General features: G+C 49.8%; 19 protein-coding genes and 1 tRNA gene. 11 read left to right on the forward strand and 9 right to left on the reverse strand.

The window, feature by feature from the left end:
- Positions 1-386: 386 nt before the first annotated feature.
- Together fimY and IP581_RS05655 are read right to left on the reverse strand one after the other, a co-directional pair.
- Positions 387-1,172 (reverse strand): fimbria biosynthesis regulator FimY, encoded by a 786-nt coding sequence (gene fimY / locus IP581_RS05650; RefSeq protein ID WP_228007847.1) that lies wholly within the window; start codon positions 1,170-1,172, stop codon positions 387-389.
- The gene (locus IP581_RS05655) at positions 1,132-1,797 is read right to left on the reverse strand and encodes a hypothetical protein (RefSeq protein WP_193821952.1); all 666 of its coding nucleotides are present in this window, start codon (positions 1,795-1,797) and stop codon (positions 1,132-1,134) included. Before IP581_RS05655 ends, fimY begins: the two co-directional genes overlap by 41 nt.
- Before the next feature lie 274 nt (positions 1,798-2,071).
- On the opposite strand from IP581_RS05655, the gene IP581_RS05660 reads away from it, so the two are divergent.
- Positions 2,072-2,148, forward strand: a tRNA-Arg gene (locus tag IP581_RS05660).
- Positions 2,149-2,411: 263 nt separating this feature from the next.
- Here the strand turns inward: IP581_RS05660 and IP581_RS05665 are convergent.
- The 4 genes from IP581_RS05665 to IP581_RS05675 all read right to left on the reverse strand — a co-directional run bounded on the left by IP581_RS05665 (position 2,412) and on the right by IP581_RS05675 (position 4,910).
- Positions 2,412-2,642 (reverse strand): hypothetical protein, encoded by a 231-nt coding sequence (locus IP581_RS05665; protein ID WP_086871229.1) that lies wholly within the window; start codon positions 2,640-2,642, stop codon positions 2,412-2,414.
- Between the two features lie 514 nt (positions 2,643-3,156).
- Positions 3,157-3,483 carry an anti-adapter protein IraP gene (iraP, locus tag IP581_RS05670; protein ID WP_086871231.1) on the reverse strand — a complete coding sequence of 109 codons (327 nt, stop codon included), beginning with the start codon at positions 3,481-3,483 and terminating at the stop codon, positions 3,157-3,159.
- A gap of 532 nt (positions 3,484-4,015) precedes the next feature.
- Positions 4,016-4,186: a YnfU family zinc-binding protein gene (locus tag IP581_RS23865; RefSeq protein ID WP_217992431.1), complete on the reverse strand. Its 171-nt coding sequence runs from the start codon at positions 4,184-4,186 to the stop codon at positions 4,016-4,018.
- 256 nt (positions 4,187-4,442) lie between these two features.
- The gene (locus IP581_RS05675; protein WP_020456862.1) at positions 4,443-4,910 is read right to left on the reverse strand and encodes an Hsp20 family protein; all 468 of its coding nucleotides are present in this window, start codon (positions 4,908-4,910) and stop codon (positions 4,443-4,445) included.
- Positions 4,911-5,876: 966 nt separating this feature from the next.
- Between IP581_RS05675 and IP581_RS05680 the strand changes: the two genes are divergently transcribed.
- From IP581_RS05680 to IP581_RS05700, 5 genes are all read left to right on the forward strand, one after another.
- On the forward strand, positions 5,877-6,101 hold the full coding sequence (locus tag IP581_RS05680; RefSeq protein WP_017455732.1) for a hypothetical protein: 225 nt from the start codon (positions 5,877-5,879) through the stop codon (positions 6,099-6,101).
- Positions 6,102-6,618: 517 nt separating this feature from the next.
- The gene (scpA, locus tag IP581_RS05685) at positions 6,619-8,763 is read left to right on the forward strand and encodes a methylmalonyl-CoA mutase (RefSeq protein ID WP_193821953.1); all 2,145 of its coding nucleotides are present in this window, start codon (positions 6,619-6,621) and stop codon (positions 8,761-8,763) included.
- Entirely contained in the window at positions 8,756-9,754 is a 999-nt protein-coding gene (gene meaB, locus IP581_RS05690; RefSeq protein ID WP_097400487.1) for a methylmalonyl Co-A mutase-associated GTPase MeaB, read from the forward strand. Before scpA ends, meaB begins: the two co-directional genes overlap by 8 nt.
- 12 nt (positions 9,755-9,766) lie before the next feature.
- Entirely contained in the window at positions 9,767-10,552 is a 786-nt protein-coding gene (scpB, locus tag IP581_RS05695; RefSeq protein ID WP_193821954.1) for a methylmalonyl-CoA decarboxylase, read from the forward strand.
- Positions 10,553-10,567: 15 nt separating this feature from the next.
- Positions 10,568-12,046 (forward strand): acetyl-CoA hydrolase/transferase family protein, encoded by a 1,479-nt coding sequence (locus IP581_RS05700; protein ID WP_193821955.1) that lies wholly within the window; start codon positions 10,568-10,570, stop codon positions 12,044-12,046.
- On the opposite strand, the gene srsR is transcribed toward IP581_RS05700, so the two are convergent.
- The gene (gene srsR, locus IP581_RS05705; protein ID WP_193821956.1) at positions 12,017-12,946 is read right to left on the reverse strand and encodes a LysR family transcriptional regulator SrsR; all 930 of its coding nucleotides are present in this window, start codon (positions 12,944-12,946) and stop codon (positions 12,017-12,019) included. The genes IP581_RS05700 and srsR overlap by 30 nt on opposite strands.
- A gap of 165 nt (positions 12,947-13,111) precedes the next feature.
- A complete protein-coding gene (locus IP581_RS05710) occupies positions 13,112-13,789 on the reverse strand; it encodes a hypothetical protein (protein ID WP_086872123.1) in 678 nt (225 codons plus the stop codon).
- Positions 13,790-13,997: 208 nt separating this feature from the next.
- Here IP581_RS05710 and IP581_RS05715 point away from each other — a divergent pair, with 208 nt between their 5' ends.
- The 4 genes from IP581_RS05715 (at position 13,998) to IP581_RS05730 (ending at position 17,866) form a co-directional block, all read left to right on the forward strand.
- Positions 13,998-14,423, forward strand: coding sequence for a GNAT family N-acetyltransferase (locus tag IP581_RS05715; RefSeq protein ID WP_193821957.1), 426 nt, complete (start codon positions 13,998-14,000; stop codon positions 14,421-14,423).
- Positions 14,424-14,704: 281 nt separating this feature from the next.
- On the forward strand, positions 14,705-15,241 hold the full coding sequence (locus IP581_RS05720; protein ID WP_193821958.1) for a FlhC family transcriptional regulator: 537 nt from the start codon (positions 14,705-14,707) through the stop codon (positions 15,239-15,241).
- A gap of 368 nt (positions 15,242-15,609) precedes the next feature.
- Positions 15,610-16,440 carry a BglG family transcription antiterminator LicT gene (gene licT, locus IP581_RS05725; protein WP_097400692.1) on the forward strand — a complete coding sequence of 277 codons (831 nt, stop codon included), beginning with the start codon at positions 15,610-15,612 and terminating at the stop codon, positions 16,438-16,440.
- A 28-nt stretch (positions 16,441-16,468) separates the two neighbouring features.
- Positions 16,469-17,866 (forward strand): glycoside hydrolase family 1 protein, encoded by a 1,398-nt coding sequence (locus IP581_RS05730; protein ID WP_193821959.1) that lies wholly within the window; start codon positions 16,469-16,471, stop codon positions 17,864-17,866.
- Positions 17,867-17,918: 52 nt separating this feature from the next.
- Here the strand turns inward: IP581_RS05730 and IP581_RS05735 are convergent, their stop codons facing one another.
- On the reverse strand, positions 17,919-19,334 hold the full coding sequence (locus IP581_RS05735) for a DUF1593 domain-containing protein (protein WP_193821960.1): 1,416 nt from the start codon (positions 19,332-19,334) through the stop codon (positions 17,919-17,921).
- Between the two features lie 444 nt (positions 19,335-19,778).
- Here IP581_RS05735 and IP581_RS05740 point away from each other — a divergent pair, with 444 nt between their 5' ends.
- Entirely contained in the window at positions 19,779-21,665 is a 1,887-nt protein-coding gene (locus IP581_RS05740) for a beta-glucoside-specific PTS transporter subunit IIABC (RefSeq protein WP_193821961.1), read from the forward strand.
- Positions 21,666-21,839: the final 174 nt, after the last annotated feature.

Consider the following 21,839-nt stretch of genomic DNA (forward strand, 5'->3'; position numbering starts at 1 on the left):
ACTGTAATTATACCTGGGAAGTTCTGGCAGAAAAGCGTTAAGAGATCATGAAGGCTATTTCTAAATATGAAGTTCTGATGGCAATAATGGGTGGTGGAATATTTGGAATGATGGCTTGCTGATTTTGATAAACGTGGTTTTTTACGCTCTTTTTAATGGTTAAAACAATGTAATTATTTGATTGTTTTCTTCTTGTTAATAACTGTTGCCGCAATTTCATTGCGATAACGGCGGATAACCATATGCGTGCTGGGTGAAATCAGCGTGAATTTTAAAAAAAGAGATAATGCCAGGAATAGTTGTAATTGTTGGTTTTATGTAAAAAATATACCCGGCATCGAAACTTGACTAAGTAATTTCTTAGGAGAGAAGGAAGGCAACGACTGTTATCCCCAATAGTGATTCGCATTAATCGTTAAGCGATGCAGTAAATGAAGCAAACTTTGCCGGTCTGGCAACCCAAGTTGGCTCAGCTGTGTGTTGAGACGATAAACAATGCGATGGTAAGGCAGATTTAGCAGGTGAGCGACATGTTTCAGCGTTTTTCCTTGCGCCAACGCGGTGAACATCTGCCACTCTACCGGCGGGAATTTGCGTGAAACATCCACAGCCGAGGCCGGAGTCAACAGCGCCTGCCTGAATGGCGTGACGGGGAGATCCCGTTTTAATACGCGAAAGGGGCCCGCCGCTCGCAGGAAATTGAACAGTGGCGTGTCGCTTTTTGTCGCTAACAGATAGATATGAAGTTTGCGATTATGCGAAGCGAGCTGTCGCAGGGTTTCCAGGGCGCTAAAACGCGATGTGAGCAGACTTTCCATATCCACGATCAGGTGCGAGAGATGCGGCTTTGCGAACTGATGATGTGCTAAATCGAGCGATGAAAACACGGCGTTGCGTTTACCGGAGAAGAGGCCTCTATTCCATGCATAGCTGAGAAAGCTATCGGTTGAAATTAATATCTGGCTGATGATGCATTCGGGCAGGGCGAAACTGAGCTGCTGAGTAAGATGTTCCAGCCTGTCAAACACAGGCGGCGGATATTCCCGGTAAGGTAACTCCCGGTAGTCGGGCCTGTGGCGGCGATTTTTCTCCCGGCGGATGACAGTTCGCATTTTCCCTCGCAAACGTATTTCACTTTTCGAGACAGAAAAGTGTTGGCCAAAAAAAACCATGCGCAAACTGCGCGCCTGGCTGTTGTGCTGTATCGCGCTGTGTGGCGGTTTCGCTCCATTTTATGGATGCCATATGGGTAAAATGAGTGCCCTGGTTTGTGCCCGGTTTGAGAATATCGGACGTATAAGGTCGCTGCCAGGTTGCCTTTTTCTCAACCCGTAGGCCGGATATCTGCCAGCCTGTATCGGCAAAATCCTCTGGCGCTTCCCGGGTGGGATCATCCAGACAAAACGCAGCACCAGAAGCGTGGCACCTGGTGATAGTGTGGTGGCCGAGAATGTGTTGCGTGCCGCCATATGCGAAAAATACCTGCACGTTCAATGGTTCAACCGCTAAATCAGGGCGATACAACGTCGGGATGTCCATAAACGAGATGGCGTAAGGCTGAGAATTAAGCGGCAGACCAGGCAAGGGTTGGTGAGTTGCTTTCGGCAATGTTAAGTTTCGTGTCGGGTCGTGTAATAACCGCAGCGTAAACGACCAGGAATCGTGTTCAACCCTGTTTGTGGGCACGGGAATCGCTGGCTGACGGTGACGCATCCCATCATTATTATCGCGCTGTATAATCGGTTCTGATTTACGTTGATAACCCCGGCCTTTTTTTTGTTTCGCTCTATTTGTCACGTATAGGCTCCATTACATTAGTTAATGGAAACATTTTGTCCTTCACAAAGCAGGGGATATAGGCGCGAATACTTAAAGAGACATGGGACTTTTCCCAGGAAGCGATCAGGATAAGTAGAAAAACCAGGTCTTTTCGGGCATAAACAGGGCAGATGTTGCGAAAATGCGCAGCGTCGTTCACTAAGCAAGCAACCAGCGGAAAATACATTGACTCACCAGGCGCTGACCGTATAATTCCAGGCGTTTCCACCTCAACGGTGAGCATCCACGTAATGCGCCCTTAGCTCAGCTGGATAGAGCAACGGCCTTCTAAGCCGTAGGTCACAGGTTCGAACCCTGTAGGGCGTACCATTTAAAAACAATGTATTACGCTTCCTTCATTTCCTTTTTCATTTCCGTTGTGGGACATATTCGCGACACAGGCCCGAAAATTGAGCCAATGTGCTTCGCGTGCCCGGTTAAATGGTCCGGTGTCAGTGAGCATGTTTACGCACTATTTCTCTGCTTTTCCGGCTCCCATTGCTGACCACAACGAGCACGACAACACAGCAAAAAAAAGCGGAGAGGAAATGATGGTGATTTCCCCTCCACCTTAGGATCACGCTTGGGAGAGGTTAAATCTTTGCTCCTATGATTCTTGAGGCAATCGCTTTCGCCGCTTCAAGCTTTGCTTTCCCTGCTTCAGAATGCGTGCCAGATTCAAATGCTTTGAAGTTAAGCTCAATGTTCTCCACGGCTTTCTCGATGAACACTTGCGGCAACTCTGAGCAAATGGACTGAAAAATGATTTCATACGCTAAAGCACGACACTGCAGGTCATTAATCGCGTCTTCTACTGGCTTCATAACCTCTCCTTAAGAAATACTGTGGCGCTCACTAACGAACAAGAAATGTTCTGTCGCGAATACCGGTGCGATGTGAATATTTAATATCGTTCAGTTAGGCAAATAAAACCAGTGGAGCCACGGCCAAACCGGATCGGGATAACATTGAGACGGCGTCTCGGTCGGATTGATGCCAGGTGTCAGGATTGCATCATCATCGACATGGTAGAGACTTCCGGTTCAGACTTAATGGGCCAGACTCGCGGATGATTTCACCCTCAGAGCGCGAATCAAAACATCAGTCATCAACTAAATGGGCTGCAACAGTATCTGTGCTGACAGTGGCTTGATTGTGCTTCGTTGCTGGATGGCAATATAAACGATGATCATATGCAGGCTTTGTGCATTGCTGCTGGCTTCGTAGCGCATAGGGTGTTCACGACAAACGATATGGTTAACAGATGGTGCGGTGGCAGTAATTAATAAAAGACCGGAGGTTTATTTTCCCAGCCTTATGATTAATAAACGAATTGCGTTAAATTTTATCGGACGCGCCTTTTAACGCTTCTATATCAATTTCTGCGTCGTTTGTTTCAAGCAACTGAGTTAATTGAATAAGATTGTTAAATTCATTCATAAGTAATTCTGCATCTGATTTCAGTGGCATATCAGCCGCATCAAGCGCTGCGTTAATCGCTTTTTTTACATTATCAAGCATTTCATTCATGCCACCATTTTTGCCAAGCGTCAGCAGTAATGCCCCGATGAGTAAAGACTGCGCTTCCACTTTAGCGGCAAGTAGCTTGGCTTCCGCATCCATTTTCGAGATTTTTGCAATCACACTGAGTATTAAGTTTTTCATAAGTGCCCCTGTTATTAGCCGTATCACCCCTAGATATATTATGGTCGAGATTTCAATAATGAAGGATGAAATAGTTTTGTTGTGGTTCTACATCCTTCCGGCATCCGGCTGGCCTGAAGTGTGGATGAATTGATTGATACTTAAAAAGTTATTAATAACGGGGCGCTGGACGTGCACGAGAACCGCTCCATAGGCAAGACCCTGATAGGGTAATCACTACTGTGGCTGCAATATTGAGAGCACATTCTACGCGGCTTAAGGTGAGCGCGATGCCTGGGAACGGAGGCGGGTGAGGAGCTTTGCGATGTGAGCCACACCGTTGGTGAGGTTAACGACTGGACGACTGCTGAAGTGATCTAAACAGTTGCTTTACCCATGCAATCTCTCTTTGCATGTCGTCCTGCGGTTACTTAAAAACAATGATGCTGACATGATTCAGGCAGAAATGAGTGCTGCGGATTTTTATCGTCAGAACCGTCTGATTCGATAACCGGCCCTGATATTTAGACCGGTTTCTCAACATAGCCCGGTTTTAAGCGAAAGCAGCTTTGTCATGATGGAAAATTTTACTGCAGTGCGGGCACATTAACGCTGCGCCTTTCTGGACTCGGGAGAAGCTATGTTCTGACTGTTGTGAACAGTGAGGGCAGGCACATTTGGTGAGGTAATTGCGATTGTTTTTTGAGTCTTTGCGTTGTGGCATAGAGTATTTCCTGATAAATGGCCTGCAACCATACACTATCCCTGAGCATATTACCCGTAATCCTTTTCCACAGCGCCAGAATCGTGTGGCTTTTTCATGCTGTCGCTCGAGGATGGGCGCGTCACAGTAATGAATTACAACTCTCTTCTGCTGGTTACACCTTCTGCGAAAAATTTATGGTGTCGGTAAAGCTGCGTATCAGGAACAGATAAGAAAAGGCCCGCATGCGCGGGCCGTAGAGAAAGAAGAAAAGCTATCAAGCCTGATGTTCAATGGCTTTTTGTGTATTTTCAATGGCAATCTTGCGCGGTTTTTCGCTTTCGGGAATTTCCTGATAAATGGACACCTGCAATATGCCATTTTCGAGTTTTGCGTTGCTCACTTTGGTATGTTCCGGAAGTGAAAAACTCAGACGGAAATCCGCGCGGCGAATGCCTTTGTATATCCAGCCCTGCTCATCATGAGATTCATTTTCTGCGCGTTTACCTGATACATTTAGTACCCCGCCGACGGTCTCGATTTCGAGTTCGTCTTCTTTCCAGCCGGGGACGCTTACGTGTAACTGGTAATTGCTTGCATCGACTTTTTTCAGGTCATAAGCAGGCAATGACGCCACCGGTGAGTCGCCGGTTAACTGGCTGAAAAGTCGGTCGATACGATTGAAACGGTCAGCAAAAACAGAGTCTGTGAAACCGGGGAGTGCTGACAAGGTTTTGAGTGCCATAACTTAACCTCCTGAATAATCCATTCAAAAGTTCAACTTAAAGGCAAGCTTTGCTTGTCCGCTTATATAAATAATTCCTTCAATGCTTTTTTCAAGGCCACCAATAAAAAATTTTTTTGCCTGCATTGAAGCGGCGAATAGCGTGATTGACCAGACCTGAAATGGCCGTTGGCGCGCAGAAAATAAAAGGGCTGGAGTATGAAGAGAAAAGAAGTCGTTAATGCAGACTTACATCCGCCACTGGGTTGTTTACGTGGGCCGCAGGATGAGTCGTTCAGGAGGGGATTATCTTTCTCCGCATTTCATTTCAGAGGTCAGGGAATTATTTCAATAAGAAAAGACCCTCAGGAATAGGAAATCCGGGCTGCTCCTGAGGGATGCAAATGCATATTCGTTACGTATATTAGTTTGCTAATTATTAATCTGGCGGCAATGAGATTGTTCTCATTTGTAATCGATTTCTGATAGATGGTGGCTCTCTATGTAATTGGTTTAATTAATGCTTTTTGAACTGGCAGAGCGACAGAAAGTAACTATAGTTAACGCGCTATCATCGTTAACCCTATTTTCCCTGGTGACGTTCTTCTACCGCTCTGTCCGAGCGGTTTTTTTTTGCCAACATTTTAGCCAACGCTCTGCGTTATAAACGTTTCTTCTTAAACGGTATAAAGCGTAAATGAACCGCCAGGCAAAATTATCCGTGATGTCATCGTACTCTTTACCTTTTCATAGCTTCAGTGCTGCCATCTGGCAGGTAACTGCTTTACCACGCTCACCGAAGAGAGTCTCTCCTGCCTGATAATTCCTTTCATCGTTGACGCTTCACACTGGCTGCCTGTTCCCGGCATCTCTTACTTTATTGTCACAACTCCGTTTTACGAGGTTGCTCGCAACGTGTTTACGTTTTCATCCTCTCGCTCAACTGTGTATGCTTGGTCTTTGCTGGTAAACCCGAAGGAGAAAGTAATGTTAGAAGGGTATTTTGATCTTGATGGGGCGACAGGGGATGAGGCGGTAGAAAACAGAAAGCGCTTGTTAGCTGTACAGGCAGCGCTGGAAATTTCAAAAGCGGCGGTTTCTGCAACCACGGCCAACGCGGGCATTCGTAGCCAGATGGATTTACGTAACGTCTCGCAAGAAGTTGCCACCCTCGCCGATGCGATTCAGGATGCGTTAGAATCTGACCTGTAACCATACCGCCTGAGGGCGGTTTTTTTGTTTCCTTCGGCTTTCATTTCCCATGACTGATTACAACTGCCGGGACAGGTTTGAACATCCCTGACACTTACTGACGCTTTCTCTCTCAGTATGTTGCCTGTTAACTCTCTCTTGAAAGGTATAGGCATGATGGGAAAAAAGTTAAGCGTAGCCTGGTTTTTTCTTCTTTTAACGTTCGCCTCTACTGCCAGTTCGGCGGCTCCGTCTTTCCCGCAACTTTCCGGGCAAAATCACTATATACGGCACGTCGCTGGAGATATTGCAGAAAATCCTGATGATCATGTACAGGAAACGACTGAACGATTCTTTTTCCATAAATATTAAATAAGCGACGTGCTCACGCTATTAATCGGCGCGTGATAAAAAATCAGAATATAACCTGCGGCAAAAAATGAATTGTCGCAGGTCTTTTTTTGCTGGCGACAACATTGATAGTGGAAATTACTATTTCTGCCCAGTGAGTTATTGGTTTGGAATAATGGAGATATTTATGGCTACAATGGCTGACTGGCAAAATGTCGCGAATAAAGAGCTCAGTCGTAAGGGAAAAAGCGTTGAATCGCTGATCAAACTGACGCCAGAAGGCATTGCGATTAAGCCTTTATATACTCCTGACGATCTGAACGCACTGGAAAGCACCGGCACGCTACCGGGTCTTCCGCCTTATACGCGCGGGCCGCGCGCCACCATGTATACCGCCCAACCGTGGACGATACGCCAGTACGCCGGGTTTTCAACCGCCAGGGAGTCGAACGCGTTTTATCGACGTAATCTCGCCGCCGGGCAGAAAGGGCTTTCCGTTGCGTTTGACTTGCCAACCCATCGGGGATATGACTCGGATAACTCGCGCGTAGCGGGTGATGTAGGAAAAGCGGGGGTTGCTATCGATACCGTGGAAGATATGAAAATACTCTTCGACACTATTCCGCTGGATAAAATGTCGGTCTCGATGACAATGAATGGTGCGGTTTTACCTATCATGGCATTTTATATTGTTGCCGCAGAAGAGCAGGGCGTTGCTCCTGAAAAATTAGCGGGTACGATTCAGAATGATATTTTAAAAGAGTATCTCTGCCGCAATACCTATATTTACCCACCTAAACCATCAATGCGGATTATTGCCGATATAATCGCCTGGTGCTCCGCCAATATGCCGCAATTTAATACGATTAGCATCAGCGGTTACCATATGGGGGAGGCGGGGGCTAACTGTATTCAACAAGTCGCGTTTACCCTCGCTGACGGCATTGAATATATAAAAGCCGCGCTCTCCGCAGGATTGAAAATAGATGACTTCGCGCCGCGGCTCTCTTTCTTCTTCGGTATTGGCATGGATCTGTTTATGAATGTTGCCATGCTGCGCGCGGCCCGCTATCTGTGGAGCGAAGCCGTTAGCGGGTTTGGCGCGACCAATCCGAAATCGCTGGCGCTGCGCACTCATTGCCAGACATCCGGCTGGAGCCTGACGGAACAGGATCCTTACAACAACATTGTTCGCACGACTATTGAAGCGCTGGCCGCAACGCTTGGCGGTACCCAGTCTCTGCATACCAATGCGTTTGATGAAGCGCTGGGGCTACCGACGGATTTTTCGGCGCGTATTGCGCGTAACACGCAAATTATCTTGCAGGAAGAGGCGGAGATTTGCCGTACCGTTGATCCGCTCGGCGGTTCCTATTATGTCGAATCCCTGACCGATCAAATCATCAAAGAGGCGCGGGCAATTATCCGCCAGATAGATGATGCCGGAGGGATGGCGAAGGCTATCGAATCAGGCTTGCCAAAACGCATGATTGAGGAAGCCTCCGCGCGCGAGCAATCGCTTATCGACCAAGGGAAACGCACCATTGTTGGTGTGAATAAATACAAGCTCGATAAAGAAGCGGTTACGCCAGTACTGGAAATCGACAATGTGAAGGTGCGTAACGAGCAAATCGCCGCACTTGAAAAGATCCGCGCTACGCGTGATGCCGCTGCCGTTCGCGATGCGCTGTCCGCGCTGACCCACGCCGCCCAACACAACGAAAATCTGCTTGCTGCGGCGATTCATGCCGCACGATTGCGTGCGACGCTTGGCGAGATTTCCAGTGCGCTGGAAGTGGCGTTTGACCGCTACCTGGTCCCCAGCCAATGCGTTACGGGGGTGATCACGCAAAGCTATCAGCAGGACAGTAAAGCGGCGGCTGAATTCGACGCCATCATTACACAAACGCAACATTTTCTGGCTGAGCATGGTCGTCGTCCGCGCATTTTAATAGCGAAAATGGGACAGGATGGGCACGACCGGGGGGCAAAAGTCATTGCCAGCGCTTATTCCGATGTGGGTTTTGATGTCGATCTCAGCCCTATGTTTTCTACACCGCAAGAGATTGCCCGGCTGGCCGTGGAAAATGATGTGCATGTCATTGGTGCATCGTCACTGGCAGCAGGCCACAAGACGCTGATCCCTGAATTAATCAACGAGTTAAGAAAATATGGCCGTGAGGATATCTGCGTGATTGCCGGCGGCGTGATCCCGCCACAAGATTATGATTTCCTGCGTGAACGTGGCGTGGCAGCGATTTACGGCCCAGGTACACCGATGCTGGAAAGCGTGCGCGATGTACTGGAGCGGATTAGTCAGCGCCATGATTAATGAGCAAACCCTTGATGAATGTGTTCGGCGGTTGCGCGCGAGCGATCGCGTCGCGCTCGCACAGGCTATGACGCTGGTGGAAAGTCAGCTTTCACGACATCAGAGGCTGAGCCAACACTTGCTGGACATGATTATGCCTGAGACGGGTAAGGCAATACGCATTGGTATCACCGGGACACCCGGTGCCGGGAAAAGTACCTTTCTTAATACCTTTGGCATGATGCTCGTTGACTTTGGCAAACGGGTGGCGGTCATTGCGGTCGATCCTAGTAGCCCACTCAGCGGCGGCAGTTTGCTGGGTGATAAAACCCGCATGACGGAACTGGCCAGAGCCGATGCTGCGTTTATTAGGCCGGTGCCTTCCGGCGGTGCTACAGGCGGTATCAGTCCGCACGTCGGTGAATTGATACTGCTGTGCGAAGCCGCTAATTACGATGTGGTGATAGTGGAAACGGTCGGTGTTGGCCAGTCTGAAACGGAGGTCGCAGGCGTTGTTGATTGCTTCGTTTCGCTACAAATCGCTGGTGGCGGCGATGAGTTACAAGGCATCAAAAAAGGCATCATGGAAATGGCCGATATCATTGTTATCAACAAAGATGATGGCGACAACCGCGCGGCAGTCGCCATCGCCCGGCAAATTTACGACAGCGCGCTTGCTATCGTTCGTCACAAATATCCACAGTGGCGACCAGCGGTGTTGAGCTGTAGCGCACTGGAAAAGCACGGCATAGAGGAAGTCTGGCAGACCATTGTTCATTTCTACGATGTGATGACAAAAAGTGGTCGTCTTCAGTTATTGCGCCAGCAGCAGACCGTGGCATGGCTACGAAAACAGGTGGAAGAGGAGGCGATGCGCCAGCTTTATGCCCACCGTGCTTTCCGCGAAGATTTCAACCAAACGCTTGATGAAGTGAAAAACCAGCAGCAAGCACCGCGAACAGGTTTACAGCACATCCGTGAATACCTTCAGCATCACTATTTTGCAAAGTAAAAAGGAACTGATATGTCGTATGAGTATGTGATTGTAAACATTATTCAAAAAGTGGCTGTCATTGAGTTTAATTACGCGCGCAAGCTTAATGCGCTCAGCAAAGTGTTTATTGATGATTTAATACGAGCGCTGGATGATCTAAACAAGCCGGAGATCCGTTGTGTGATCCTGCGAGCGCCGCGCGGCGCGAAAGTCTTCTCCGCCGGGCATGATATACATGAGTTACCTTCGGGGCGGCGCGATCCGCTCTCTTATGATGACCCGCTGCGCCAGATCACCCGCATGATCCAAAAATATCCCAAGCCCGTGATCTCCATGGTGGAAGGAAGCGTCTGGGGAGGGGCGTTTGAAATGATCATGAGTTCCGATCTGATCATTGCCGCCTGTTCTTCAACTTTCTCTATGACGCCTGTTAATCTCGGCGTTCCTTATAACCTGGTTGGCATCCATAACCTGACGCGCGATGCCGGGTTCCATATCGTTAAAGAGCTGATTTTCACTGCGGCACCCATCACGGCGCAGCGGGCCCGGGAGGTTGGCATTCTGAACCATGTTGTCGACGCCAGCGATCTGGAAGATTTCACCTTGCAGATGGCGCATCAGATCTCGGAAAAGGCACCGCTTGCCATTGCGGTCATTAAAGAAGAGCTACGCGTGCTTGGCGAAGCACACACCATGAATTCCGACGAATTTGAACGTATTCAGGGGATGCGTCGCGCCGTTTATGACAGCCGGGATTATCAGGAAGGAATGAGCGCGTTTATGGAAAAACGCAAGCCGAACTTCCTTGGGCGCTGATTAACGGAGACGACAATGAAACAATCCTGGCCCCGGCTGAGCGCCGACGAAGCGGCAGAAATCATCCAGCACGATGATATGGTGGCTTTCAGTGGCTTTACTGCGGCAGGTTCACCCAAAGCACTTCCCGCCGCCATCGCTCGTCGGGCACGGGAGCTGCATCAAATGCAGCAGCCTTTTCAAATCCGTTTGCTGACTGGCGCGTCCATCAGCACGGCGGCTGATGATGCCTTATCGGAGGCGGACGCGGTCAGTTGGCGCGCGCCGTATCAGTCCGCAGCCGGAATGCGACAAAAAATCAACCAGGGGCAGATTAAGTTTGTAGATCTGCATTTGAGTGAAGTTGCGCAGATGGTGAACTACGGCTTTTTTGGCGATATTGATATCGCGGTGATCGAAGCCTCTGCATTGACATCCGATGGCAAAATCTGGCTTTCCAGCGGGATTGGCAATGCGCCGACCTGGTTGCGAAAAGCGAAAAAAATCATTATTGAGCTTAATCACTACCACAGCCCGCGGGTGGCTGAACTCGCCGATATAGCCACGCCTGGGGCGCCGCCGTATCGCCACAGTGTCGCTATTTTTAGCGCGTTGGACAGAATTGGCTTGCACTATGTGCAGGTGGAACCGCAAAAAATTGTGGCTGTGGTGGATACCGAATTACCGGATGCTGGCAATGTGCTGGATGGTGCAAAACCTGTCTGCCAGCAAATTGCCGACAATGTCGTGACATTCCTGCTCCAGGAAATGGCGCAGGGGCGTATTCCGCGCGAGTTTCTGCCGTTACAAAGCGGCGTAGGCAATATCAATAATGCCGTGATGGCGCGGCTCGGTGAAAGCCCGGACATTCCGGCGTTTATGATGTACTCCGAAGTGTTGCAGGAGTCGGTAGCGCATTTACTTGAAACAGGAAAAATCCTCGGCGTTAGCGCATCCAGCCTGACCGTTTCCGACAAGACGCTGCGTAACATTTACGACAACATGGATTTTTTCGCCGAGCGTATCGTGTTGCGACCACAGGAGATTTCCAATAACCCTGAAATTATCCGCCGGCTTGGAGTAATAGCGCTGAATGTCGGGCTGGAATTTGATATTTACGGGCACGCCAATTCAACACACGTCGTGGGCGCTAACCTGATGAACGGTATTGGGGGCAGCGGAGACTTTGAGCGTAATGCTTATTTGTCGATATTTATGGCGCCCTCGATTGCCAAAGAGGGGAAAATTTCTACCATTGTGCCGATGTGCAGCCATGTTGATCACAGCGAGCATAGCGTCAAAGTGATCATTACGGAGCAGGGCATCGCCGATCTGCGCGGGTTGTCGCCCATTGAGCGTGCCCGCACCATTATCGATAACTGCGCACACCCACTATACCGGGATTACCTTCATCGCTATCTGGAAACCGCTCCCGGCGGCCATCTTCATCACGATCTTAGCCGCGTATTCGAATTGCACACTAATTTACTGAACACAGGATCGATGCTCGGCTAAACCACACGGATCGTCGCGATCGTCATTAATACACTGACAGATTTCGGTGGTATATCGATGGTTTTTCAACGAATAGAGATATTCCTGCATATACATCGGGCCGTTTGGCGCATCGAAATATCGCAGTGTGTTGGGGTTAACCAGATGCCATGCGAAATAGGGGATCACGGTAAGAAACTGGCCGCGTTCCACCGCACTGATCTTCGCCATAAAACTGTAGGCCCGGTAGATAACGGTTGGATGGATCCCACAAGGGCGCATGTGAGAATCGAGCATGGCTTCAAAATTTGCGCGGTTCTGAAAGCGCATCTGCAACCACGGGAGTTCACGCAACAACTCCTGCGGCTGTTTTTGCTCGTAGCGGCGGGAAACCAAAAACCCCAGACGCAGCGGAGGCAACTCGGTGGCGGTGAGGTTCTCCAGACCCAGAACACGCGGGGAAACCTGCTGGGGCGAAATAATAAAATCAAGCTGGTGGCCAAGCAGGTCGTCAATCACGCCGTTGTCGCTGAATTCGATAGCCTGGGTGCTGATATTGTCATATTTATCCCCCAGGCTTAGCAGCTGATCGAAAATAATGGTGGGATAGGTATTGTCGACGCCAATCACGATTTTGTGCGAACGCAGGGCGGAAGAGTGAAGTTCATTTTCAATTGCTGATAAGCGTTCATAAACCGGGAAAAGTTTCTGATAAAGTTCCTGCCCGGCTTTATTCAAACGGATACTGTTATCTTTGCGGGTAAAGAGCGGATAACCAATCTGCTCTTCCAGCGAGACAATGCTTTTGCCAAACGGCGACGCCGCCATGTGTATTTTTTCTGCCGCTCTGGCAATGCTTTTCGTCTGCGCCAGTAAAATGAAGTTGCGCATTCTTTTGGAAATAAAAATAGAGTTGCTCATCTGAAAATCCCTCTCTGACTCCAAACCAGTGCGTATGGCCATCCGTGCCATCATTAGCATACTATTTATTGCTGCCAGCAATGGTATAACACTGCTGTTTGGCACGAACCAGAGGCATCAATACAGAGTGGAAGAAAAGCCGCAGTTATTTGCGGCTTTTTCAGATTATTTCTTCAACAGTCGTGGCAGTTGGTTTTCCAGTTCAAGCAGGCACGCATCCATCATTTTCTGCGTTTCCTGCGTCACTTTTTGGTAATTATTCGCTCGCCAGTCGGCCAGCGGCGCGGTTTTCACCGTTGGCGCACATTCCGCTTTCACAAAAGTGCTCAGCACATTGCCATCTTCTGCGCGTTTATAGAACAACACGCGGTAGGCCAGATCATAATTACTGTTTCCCGCAGACATATCGGTGTAGACCAGCGACCACTGCGCTGCGGCGATATACAGCGGCTGTTTGTAGACATAATTACCACCCTGCTTATCGAGCCATTCGCGAATTTTCACTTCAGCTTTTGGGCTTAAATAGCGCGATGTCGGTTCCGGCATGGAATCTATCGTGGTGCCTTTATAGCTATTTTTATCAAAAGCATCACCACTGCCCGCACCGCCACCAAGCGCGGCACTGAGCAGCGAAAGCCCCATGCCGGCGCCCGCATGGGCGGGGCTTACTTCACGCAGTTTCACATCAGGATAGCGATTGTTATTCATTTCAAGCGGACTAAAAATGGTGGCAACCTCCAGTGTTGTACCGTTGGAGGCTTTTACCGGGTGCGTGCTGGTTCCCGCACATCCGGCCAGCAGGGTGACAGAGAGTACGCTGAGCGCTAATGCTTTAATTTTCACTTTTTTTCCTTCTTTTTTCTGTTTACAACGGTTAATCCCAGGGACCGGTTCTATCAATGAACACGCCGGGAGCCTGACTTTGAGCAAAAAGTGGTTAACAAAGATAACGGTCTGATTTAAATAAGCTTTAGCGGGGATTTTGCACTGAATTTTCATCTTTATTGGTGCAAATCAATGAATCTATGCGTGCGTTCGTGCAGGGGAAGTCATGGCAAATTATGTGGTTAGCGTTTCAGATCAGGCGGTCGCGGCTAATTTTTTCCCGGTGGAACAAGGACTGAATGCTTTTAATGATGAAATCACCGGTATCAACGATCGTAAACCTTTGAGCGTATTGGTTAAAGATGCAAAAACCAGTGAAGTCATTGGCGGGATGATTGGCCGTACTTCTCTGGGGTTGCTGTTTATTGATCTGGTTTATCTTCCGGAAGTGCTTCGTGGGCAACGTTTAGGCGAAACACTACTGCGGCAGTTTGAAGCGGAAGGGCGAAAGCGCGGCTGTATCTCCGGTTTCCTTTACACCATCAGTTTCCAGGCGCCAGAGTTTTATAAAAAGAATGGGTGGGAAGAGTTTGGCCGGATAGATTGCCTGCCTGAGGGAACCAGCCGGATTTTTATGCGTAAACAACTTTAAGAGGCTCAGGGGAATCGCCTTGCAGTTACCACGGGCATTCGCTGAATGCCTGTACAATAACCCTCTACTTTATGCTGGTTTGTGCAAACTCTACTCATTTGCTCCGCTTTAAGTCTCTTTATTAAGAAAACATTAGTTTGCGTTTTATTTAAGTATTGTTTTTGGGATACGGGTAACAAATTTTTATTAAGTAACATTGAAATCTTTGTGGCAAAGTTTCATGTAAAATGTATTATTGATTATGGGTGCTACAGTAAATTCTTATATTCTTTTGTGAAGCAATGAATAAATCTTATATTTCTGAACTGCAAAAGATGTCTCTGGTATTATTTTTAGCGAACAGGGGCGTCTGCAATATATTCGCTGATAATGAAGGAGATAAGCACACTTACAGCCGCTCTCCTTTCACGAAAGCATGGTTTTTGGATCATACTCACCGCATACACGTCCGTCATTTTGGCAGGATATGGCGGCTACTAAAAAAGCGCGATATGGAGGCGACAAGCCGCACAGCCCTTGAAGCTTACTCGTTTTATGTCAGTGACTGCCTGCTGGAATTACAGTCTGCTCCGGTGTTGACGCTGGTTCAGGGCTGGGTGTTAATCGAGGCTTATGAGAAGTGCCTGGACTGTAGTGATGGATGCGAACCCGCATGCTGTTTTGGCGAGCAATCGGCGCCTTCTCTGCTGGAAAAATATATATATCAGTTGTGTTGCGAACCTGGTTTGCAATTAGAGTCCGGTTTATTAAAACAAGCCTGTTTAGCGAGTCGTAATAATTCTTATTTATTAGATAAAACGCAACAGCTTAGCGATTAATTTTTGATGGCATTTAAACAGGCAAAGGATTCGAATTCAATATTATTTTATTCTGCGGGTTGTCAATGTTCCCGGTAAAATATTTCCGCCGATAGCAAAAAATATATATATAAGCCTGCAACGGATTGCACGGTTATCAGGATACTGATCACACATCCATGATTATCATCACAGTTCCTGTTTTGAAGGCTTGAGCCGCCTTGTCCGATTCGTTATAAGGGTTCCCAGGGCGTAATCAGAAGAAAACTGAGCGAAACCTGATTCCATTGCTGCTAAGTGTGGCGGTAATGGAGTCAGGTTTTTTTTTGCTTTTTTTCCGGGCGCTTGCTCCCGGAAAAGACATCAGGATTAACAGTGAGAAAGCTGAAATGAAAGTAGAAAAAATACTCAGCAATAACGCTGTCCTGCTCACCAATGCAAAGCATGAAGAGATCGTAGCCATTGGGCGGGGCATTGGTTTTGGCAAACGACAGGGCGATAAGGTCGACAGTAGCCAGATTGAAAGCCAGTTCGTCAAAAAGTCGGAAGGGCTGGCGGACGTCCTTTCGCAACTTTTGGCGGAAATTCCGCCCCCTTACCTGGCTGTCACGCAGCAGATCATTGCGCTGGCTCAGCAGCGGCTGGCGATCACGGTGCAGGACACGCTGTTCCTGGCGTTAAGCGATCATTTAAATTTTGCTATCCAGCGGCAAGCCAACGGGCTGGTCATTAAGAACTTTTTACTGTGGGACATTAAACGGTTTTATGCTCAGGAATATGCGGTGGGGCTTGAGGCATTGCAGCTTATCAACACTAAACTCGGCATTAGCCTGCCGGAGGATGAAGCCGGCTTTATCGCACTGCATCTGGCGAACGCCAAAAATAACAGCGACATGCAAAGCACCATGCAGAGCGCCACCATCATTAAAGATGTGCTGACAATCCTGAAGTACGATCTGCACCTGACCTATGACGAAGAATCGCTAAATTATCAGCGGCTTATCACACACCTCAAATTTTTCGCACTGCGTTTGCTGCACCGCAATACCGTCGCGCACGGCGACGACAGCATCTATCAGGGGATCACCGGCATGATGCCGGCTGCCTACGCCTGTGCGATGAAAGTTAATGATTATGTTGAAAAAAATTACCAGTGCCAGCTCACCACCGATGAAGTGATGTTCCTGACAATTCATATCAATCGCCTGAGCGGTGGTTAACGGCGGCAAGATAAAGGAGAAAGTAACGATGCAAATGAGATTTCCCGAAGGTTTTCTCTGGGGCGGTTCAGTTGCCGCAAACCAGGTCGAAGGCGCATGGAACGAGGGAGGAAAAGGGGTTTCCACTTCCGATCTGCAACCGCAGGGAATACACGGTAATGTCGTTGAACGTGACGCGAACAGCACCGGTATTAAAGATGTGGCCATCGATTTTTACCACCGCTACCCGGAAGATATTCAGCTCTTTGCCGAGATGGGATTTAAAGTGCTGCGTACCTCGATTGCCTGGACGCGCATCTACCCGAATGGTGATGAAAGCGAACCAAATGAAGAGGGGCTGGCTTTTTACGACCGGCTGTTTGATGAAATGGCGCGCTATGGCATCCAGCCGTTGATCACGCTGTCACACTACGAAATGCCTTACGGGCTGGTGAAAAACTATGACGGCTGGTGCAGCCGGAAGGTGATCGATCTGTTCGAGCGCTACGCGCGCACGGTCTTTACCCGCTATCGCGATAAGGTGAAATACTGGCTGACGTTTAACGAAATCAACATGGCATTGCATGCGCCGTTTACCGGCGTCGGGCTTGCGGGTGAGCGAAGCAAGCAGGAGATCTATCAGGCCATTCATCATCAGTTGGTGGCGAGCGCCCGCGCGGTAAAAGCCTGCCATGAAATCATCCCGGATGCCAAAATCGGCAGCATGTTGCTGGGTGGCATTCGTTACCCGATGACCTGTAAACCAGAAGATGTGCTGCAATCGCAGCGTGTCAATCGCGACTGGCTGTTTTTTGGCGATGTTCAGGCGCGTGGTGCGTATCCGGCGTGGATTGGCCGCTTTTTCCGCGAAAACAACATTGCGCTCACTATCACCGGGCAGGATGAGCGGGATCTGCAAGAGACGGTCGATTTCATCTCGTTCAGCTATTACATGAGCGGTTGCGCCGCCGCACAGCCGGAGCTCTATCAAAGCTCGCGCACCAATATTATGCGTATGATCCCCAACCCGTACCTTGAAAGCTCCGAATGGGGCTGGCAGATAGATCCGCAAGGGCTGCGTTTTTTGCTCAATGAATTGCACGATCGTTACCAGAAGCCGCTGTTTATTGTGGAGAACGGTCTGGGGGCGAAAGATGTTCCCGCCGCGGACGGCACAATTGAAGATGATTACCGCATCCAGTATTTGCAGGCACATTTGGTGCAGGTCAGAGAGGCGATTGAAGATGGCGTGGAACTGCTGGGGTATACCAGTTGGGGGCCGATTGATCTGGTCAGCGCCGGAACCGCGCAAATGTCGAAACGCTATGGCTTTATCTATGTGGACCGCGATGATGCCGGGAATGGCACGCTGGCGCGTCGGCGTAAGAAAAGCTTCTTCTGGTATCGCGATGTGATCAGCAGTAATGGGGCAATCTTAGCGCTGTAATGTGAGCGCAAGAGATGCCGGATGTGGCTTACACCCATCCGGCATTTAGCGCTTATGGCGTCACGGTGACAATCGCGCGGCGGTAGGCGAAAAGTGACGGCTTGCCATCATCCTGCACCTGCAAAATGATGTGGAACGGCGTCGCCGTTTTAACCTGCGGTGCGGTAAAACGGGCATCGAGTGAATCACCGTTCTCCAGCGTCAATTCTGGTGCGAAATGGATGCCCATGCTGGTCGCGGTGGGTTCTTTATACTGCCACCAGCGGTAACTCAGGCGGTTGTTATCCGGGTCATGCGAGCCTTTCGCCGACAGCGTCACCACCTCGCCGGGTTTCACCTGCAATGTCACTATCTCCGTCCCGGGTTTACCGTTGAGCACCAGCTGCGGGTTGTGGTTCGCCTTTTTCACCTCGGGGGTAACGCTCCATGCCATCCGCGCGGCAAAATCATTCTGAAACGCTTCGCGCCAGCGCCAGATAGTGGCGCTGGCAGTGCGGCGGCTTTTACCGTCAATGCCGGTCACGGTATCCGAGGTGCTGGTGCGCAAACCACTGCGACTATCAGGATTGACCGCTGCAAAACGCCCACCCCAGCCGCCATACTCCGGGTGTTCCGGCGCATTCAGCCCATTATTCAACAAGTAGAGAAACGAGGGCGTATCGCCTTCCATGGTGTACTCGATTGCCGGGTAAAGCGTACCCAGCGGGCCCTGGTTGCGAATATTTTTCGCCAGCCAGTCGTTGTTCACCTGGTGCATATCGCCGCCTTCGGCATAACGCGACGACATGCCTGTCCAGGTGGCAATAAAGTAATCATTCCACGCATGAATACTGGTGATATAGCGCAGATCCGGGAACTGCGCGCGGATCCACTCGCCGGTATTATCCTGATCGGAAATGGCATAGACACGGATCTTTTTCACGAACGCCGCCACCTCTTGCGGTGAACGCGTCGCCCGCACATCGTATAGCGCTTGCGCCAGATCGACCGCGCCACCCCAGACATCAATCCACAACGGGCGCGCATCGTGTTTATCCACGGCGTTGATTATCAGTTGTGACGCCGACGTAGATTTTCCCGCGCCGACATAATCCATGCCGTAACCCGCGCGACCAGCACGCACGACGTCGCGCAGCGCATCAGCGCTGGGGTAATCGTTGGCATGTTTGCGTAAATTCGGCAACACCTGTTCATAGGCATCAATGCGTTTGAGCATCATCTGCGGGTTCACTTTGTCACGCAGCCAGGTGGAGGTGGTGGCGACCAGCCCTTCGACATCAAACTCATTGCTGTACACCAAAAAACGCACCAGCGATTGCGAATCATCGGGCTCGTTGCCGATATCAGACAAAATCAGGATGCGGGTTTTTCCGGTCACGGGTTGTTCGGTAGCGGCTTGTAGGGTAGTGCTGGCCGCGCCAAGGGAGAGCGCCAGTAAGGTGCTTAATAGCGTTTTTGGAAGTGACATTATGTTTTTCCCTCTCTTAAAAAACAAAAAAACCTGCTTTCCGTTGCCTGGTGGAGCAACGGAAAGCAGGTTTCGCCAAAGGTGATGTAACGTCCTGTGGGCATGGTTATAAAGAGCGTCGTTCAGGTAGACAATGCATAATTTTGATAAATGTGACCGGAGTTCTGTATTTGCCTGGCTGTTCAATTCCGTGGCAACGCTATTTGCGTGATGATTTTCACAAATTGATCATTTGCGGTGGTAATTGCCTGCGCGGCTTGTTAGAAAGAGGGCGTTAGTTAAGGACGTCACCAGAGAAATTCTGGGCGAGACCTGGATAAAGCAGTGTGTTTACACACTATTTTATCCAGGTTTTTTTTTGCTTTTTTCCAGCTGGCCAGCGGATGCAGGCAACACCAGGGTGTCCTGATTATTACTGTCGTTTGTGAAACGGGAAGTCTCATTATGAATAACAAAGTACTGGCAGAAAATATTCTGCAGCTGGTAGGTGGGGAGAGCAACGTTGCGACGCTGGTACATTGCGCGACGCGTTTACGCTTTAAAATTATCGATAGCAGTAAAGTGCGGCTGGCAGAGCTCGAAGCGCTGGACGGCGTCATTACCGTGGTGAATGGCTCCGGCCAGTTACAGGTGGTGATTGGCAACCGCGTGCCGGACGTGTTCCGCGCGTTTGGCGCCATCTCCGGATTACTGGAGGATGATAAAAAGAAACAACCTGCGGAACCGGCGCAAAATACAGCCTCGCTGTTAGGTCGTTTGATCGATTTGGTGGCCGGAATTTTCACGCCATTATTAGGTGCGATGGCCGCAGCCGGTGTACTAAAAGGCGCGCTGGCGATTGTGCTGGCGGCCGGATGGCTGAGCAATAAAGAGAGCACCTATATTATTTTGCATGCCGCCTCCGACAGCCTGTTCTATTTTCTGCCGATGCTGTTAGCCATCACCTCCGCGCGTAAATTTGAAACCAATATTTTTGTTGCCGTGTCGATTGCCGGCGCACTTATTTACCCGACTATTCAAGGGCTATTTGATGGCGGCCAGCCGGTGAGCTTTTTTGGCCTGCCAGTGGTGATGATGAAATATACCGGTTCGGTGATCCCGATTATTTTCAGCGTCTGGCTGATGTCGATCATTGAGCGCTTTCTCAATCGCCATATTCATGAAAGCGTGCGCAATATTCTGACGCCATTTTTCCTGCTGACGCTGATGGTGCCGCTTACGTTAATGACCATCGGGCCGATTGGCATTTCGATCAGTGAGTTTGTCGCGTCTTTATTTGTTTCGATTTACGGCTTCAACCCGATTATCGCCAGTGCACTGATGGCTGCCGCCTGGCAGGTGTTGGTGATTTTCGGCGTGCACTGGGGCTTTGTTACCGTCTTTATCAACGACATTTCGGTAATGGGACACAGCTTTCTTAAAGCTGCCTCCAGCCCCTCGGTTTTCGCCCAGTCCGGTGCGTTGCTGGCGGTAATGCTGCGCGCGAAAGACAAAAAGCTGAAAGCGCTGGCGGGCAGTACTTTTATCGCCTCGTTGTTCGGCATTACCGAACCGGGCGTCTACGGCGTCACCCTGAAGCTGAAAAAACCGTTTATCTGCGCGGTGATCGCGGCGGCCTTTGGCGGTGCAGTGGTGGGATATGCCAAAAGCTCGGCGATTTCAATGGGGATGCCTGGGTTGCTGACGCTGCCTATCTTCTATGGCGACGGTTTTATCGGTTTTCTTATCGGCTGCGCCGTGGCGTTTATTGGCAGCCTGGTGCTGACGCTGATCGTGGGTTTTGACGAACCTTCCGTGCAAGCGATGCCTGTCGCGTCTGCGGATGGAAAAAAGCATGCCGCGCATCAACCGGTGATGCCGAAAACCGTTGCGCTGGCACCTGAGCAGATTACCGCGCCGGTTTCTGGCGCGGTAATTCCGCTGACAGAAGTGGATGATAAGGTCTTTTCGGCCGGTATTGTCGGGCCGGGCTTTGCCATTATTCCGGATGAGGGACGGATTTATTCTCCGGTCGACGGCCATATCGCCAGCACCTTCGCCAGCGGTCATGCCATTGGCATTCGCTCCACGGCGGGTGCGGAAATCCTGATCCACGTCGGGATTAATACCGTGCAACTCGAGGGGCAATATTTCCATATGCAGGTGAATGAAGGCGATGAAGTCAAACAAGGCCAGCTTCTGCTGACCTTCGATCTCGATGAAATTAAACAGGCGGGTTATGACACGGTGACGCCGGTGGTCATTACCAACAGCGAAGCCTGGCGCGAATTCCACATTAGCGATAAACCCCATTCCCGTTTTGGCGAGCCGGTAATGGCGCTATTGGTGTAACTCTCGCGGCGTGCGGGAGGTTATTTGCGGCGGGGGCGGTTGTCGCCGCAAGCTGTTAAACGTGTTTATGCGTTAAGTGATCTACCCCCACAGGACGTTACTGATTTTATTCAGGCGAGACCTGCAACTGACGGCGTGTTTTCCGTCGGTTGCGGGTCTTTTTGTTTTTTGGGG

Source organism: Kosakonia pseudosacchari (genome assembly GCF_015167415.1).
In the GTDB taxonomy this organism is placed as follows: Bacteria; Pseudomonadota; Gammaproteobacteria; order Enterobacterales; family Enterobacteriaceae; genus Kosakonia; species Kosakonia pseudosacchari.

What these genes read in the sequence shown, in the direction of transcription:
- fimY (WP_228007847.1), bottom strand. Translation starts at nt 1,172, where the DNA reads ATGGTTTTTTTTGGCCAACACTTTTCTGTCTCGAAAAGTGAAATACGT.
- IP581_RS05735 (WP_193821960.1), bottom strand. Translation starts at nt 19,334, where the DNA reads ATGTCACTTCCAAAAACGCTATTAAGCACCTTACTGGCGCTCTCCCTT.
- IP581_RS05715 (WP_193821957.1), top strand. Translation starts at nt 13,998, where the DNA reads ATGGCAAATTATGTGGTTAGCGTTTCAGATCAGGCGGTCGCGGCTAAT.
- licT (WP_097400692.1), top strand. Translation starts at nt 15,610, where the DNA reads ATGAAAGTAGAAAAAATACTCAGCAATAACGCTGTCCTGCTCACCAAT.
- IP581_RS23865 (WP_217992431.1), bottom strand. Translation starts at nt 4,186, where the DNA reads ATGCCACAACGCAAAGACTCAAAAAACAATCGCAATTACCTCACCAAA.
- IP581_RS05680 (WP_017455732.1), top strand. Translation starts at nt 5,877, where the DNA reads ATGTTAGAAGGGTATTTTGATCTTGATGGGGCGACAGGGGATGAGGCG.
- scpA (WP_193821953.1), top strand. Translation starts at nt 6,619, where the DNA reads ATGGCTACAATGGCTGACTGGCAAAATGTCGCGAATAAAGAGCTCAGT.
- iraP (WP_086871231.1), bottom strand. Translation starts at nt 3,483, where the DNA reads ATGAAAAACTTAATACTCAGTGTGATTGCAAAAATCTCGAAAATGGAT.
- IP581_RS05665 (WP_086871229.1), bottom strand. Translation starts at nt 2,642, where the DNA reads ATGAAGCCAGTAGAAGACGCGATTAATGACCTGCAGTGTCGTGCTTTA.
- scpB (WP_193821954.1), top strand. Translation starts at nt 9,767, where the DNA reads ATGTCGTATGAGTATGTGATTGTAAACATTATTCAAAAAGTGGCTGTC.
- IP581_RS05740 (WP_193821961.1), top strand. Translation starts at nt 19,779, where the DNA reads ATGAATAACAAAGTACTGGCAGAAAATATTCTGCAGCTGGTAGGTGGG.
- IP581_RS05675 (WP_020456862.1), bottom strand. Translation starts at nt 4,910, where the DNA reads ATGGCACTCAAAACCTTGTCAGCACTCCCCGGTTTCACAGACTCTGTT.
- srsR (WP_193821956.1), bottom strand. Translation starts at nt 12,946, where the DNA reads ATGAGCAACTCTATTTTTATTTCCAAAAGAATGCGCAACTTCATTTTA.
- meaB (WP_097400487.1), top strand. Translation starts at nt 8,756, where the DNA reads ATGATTAATGAGCAAACCCTTGATGAATGTGTTCGGCGGTTGCGCGCG.
- IP581_RS05720 (WP_193821958.1), top strand. Translation starts at nt 14,705, where the DNA reads ATGAATAAATCTTATATTTCTGAACTGCAAAAGATGTCTCTGGTATTA.
- IP581_RS05730 (WP_193821959.1), top strand. Translation starts at nt 16,469, where the DNA reads ATGCAAATGAGATTTCCCGAAGGTTTTCTCTGGGGCGGTTCAGTTGCC.
- IP581_RS05700 (WP_193821955.1), top strand. Translation starts at nt 10,568, where the DNA reads ATGAAACAATCCTGGCCCCGGCTGAGCGCCGACGAAGCGGCAGAAATC.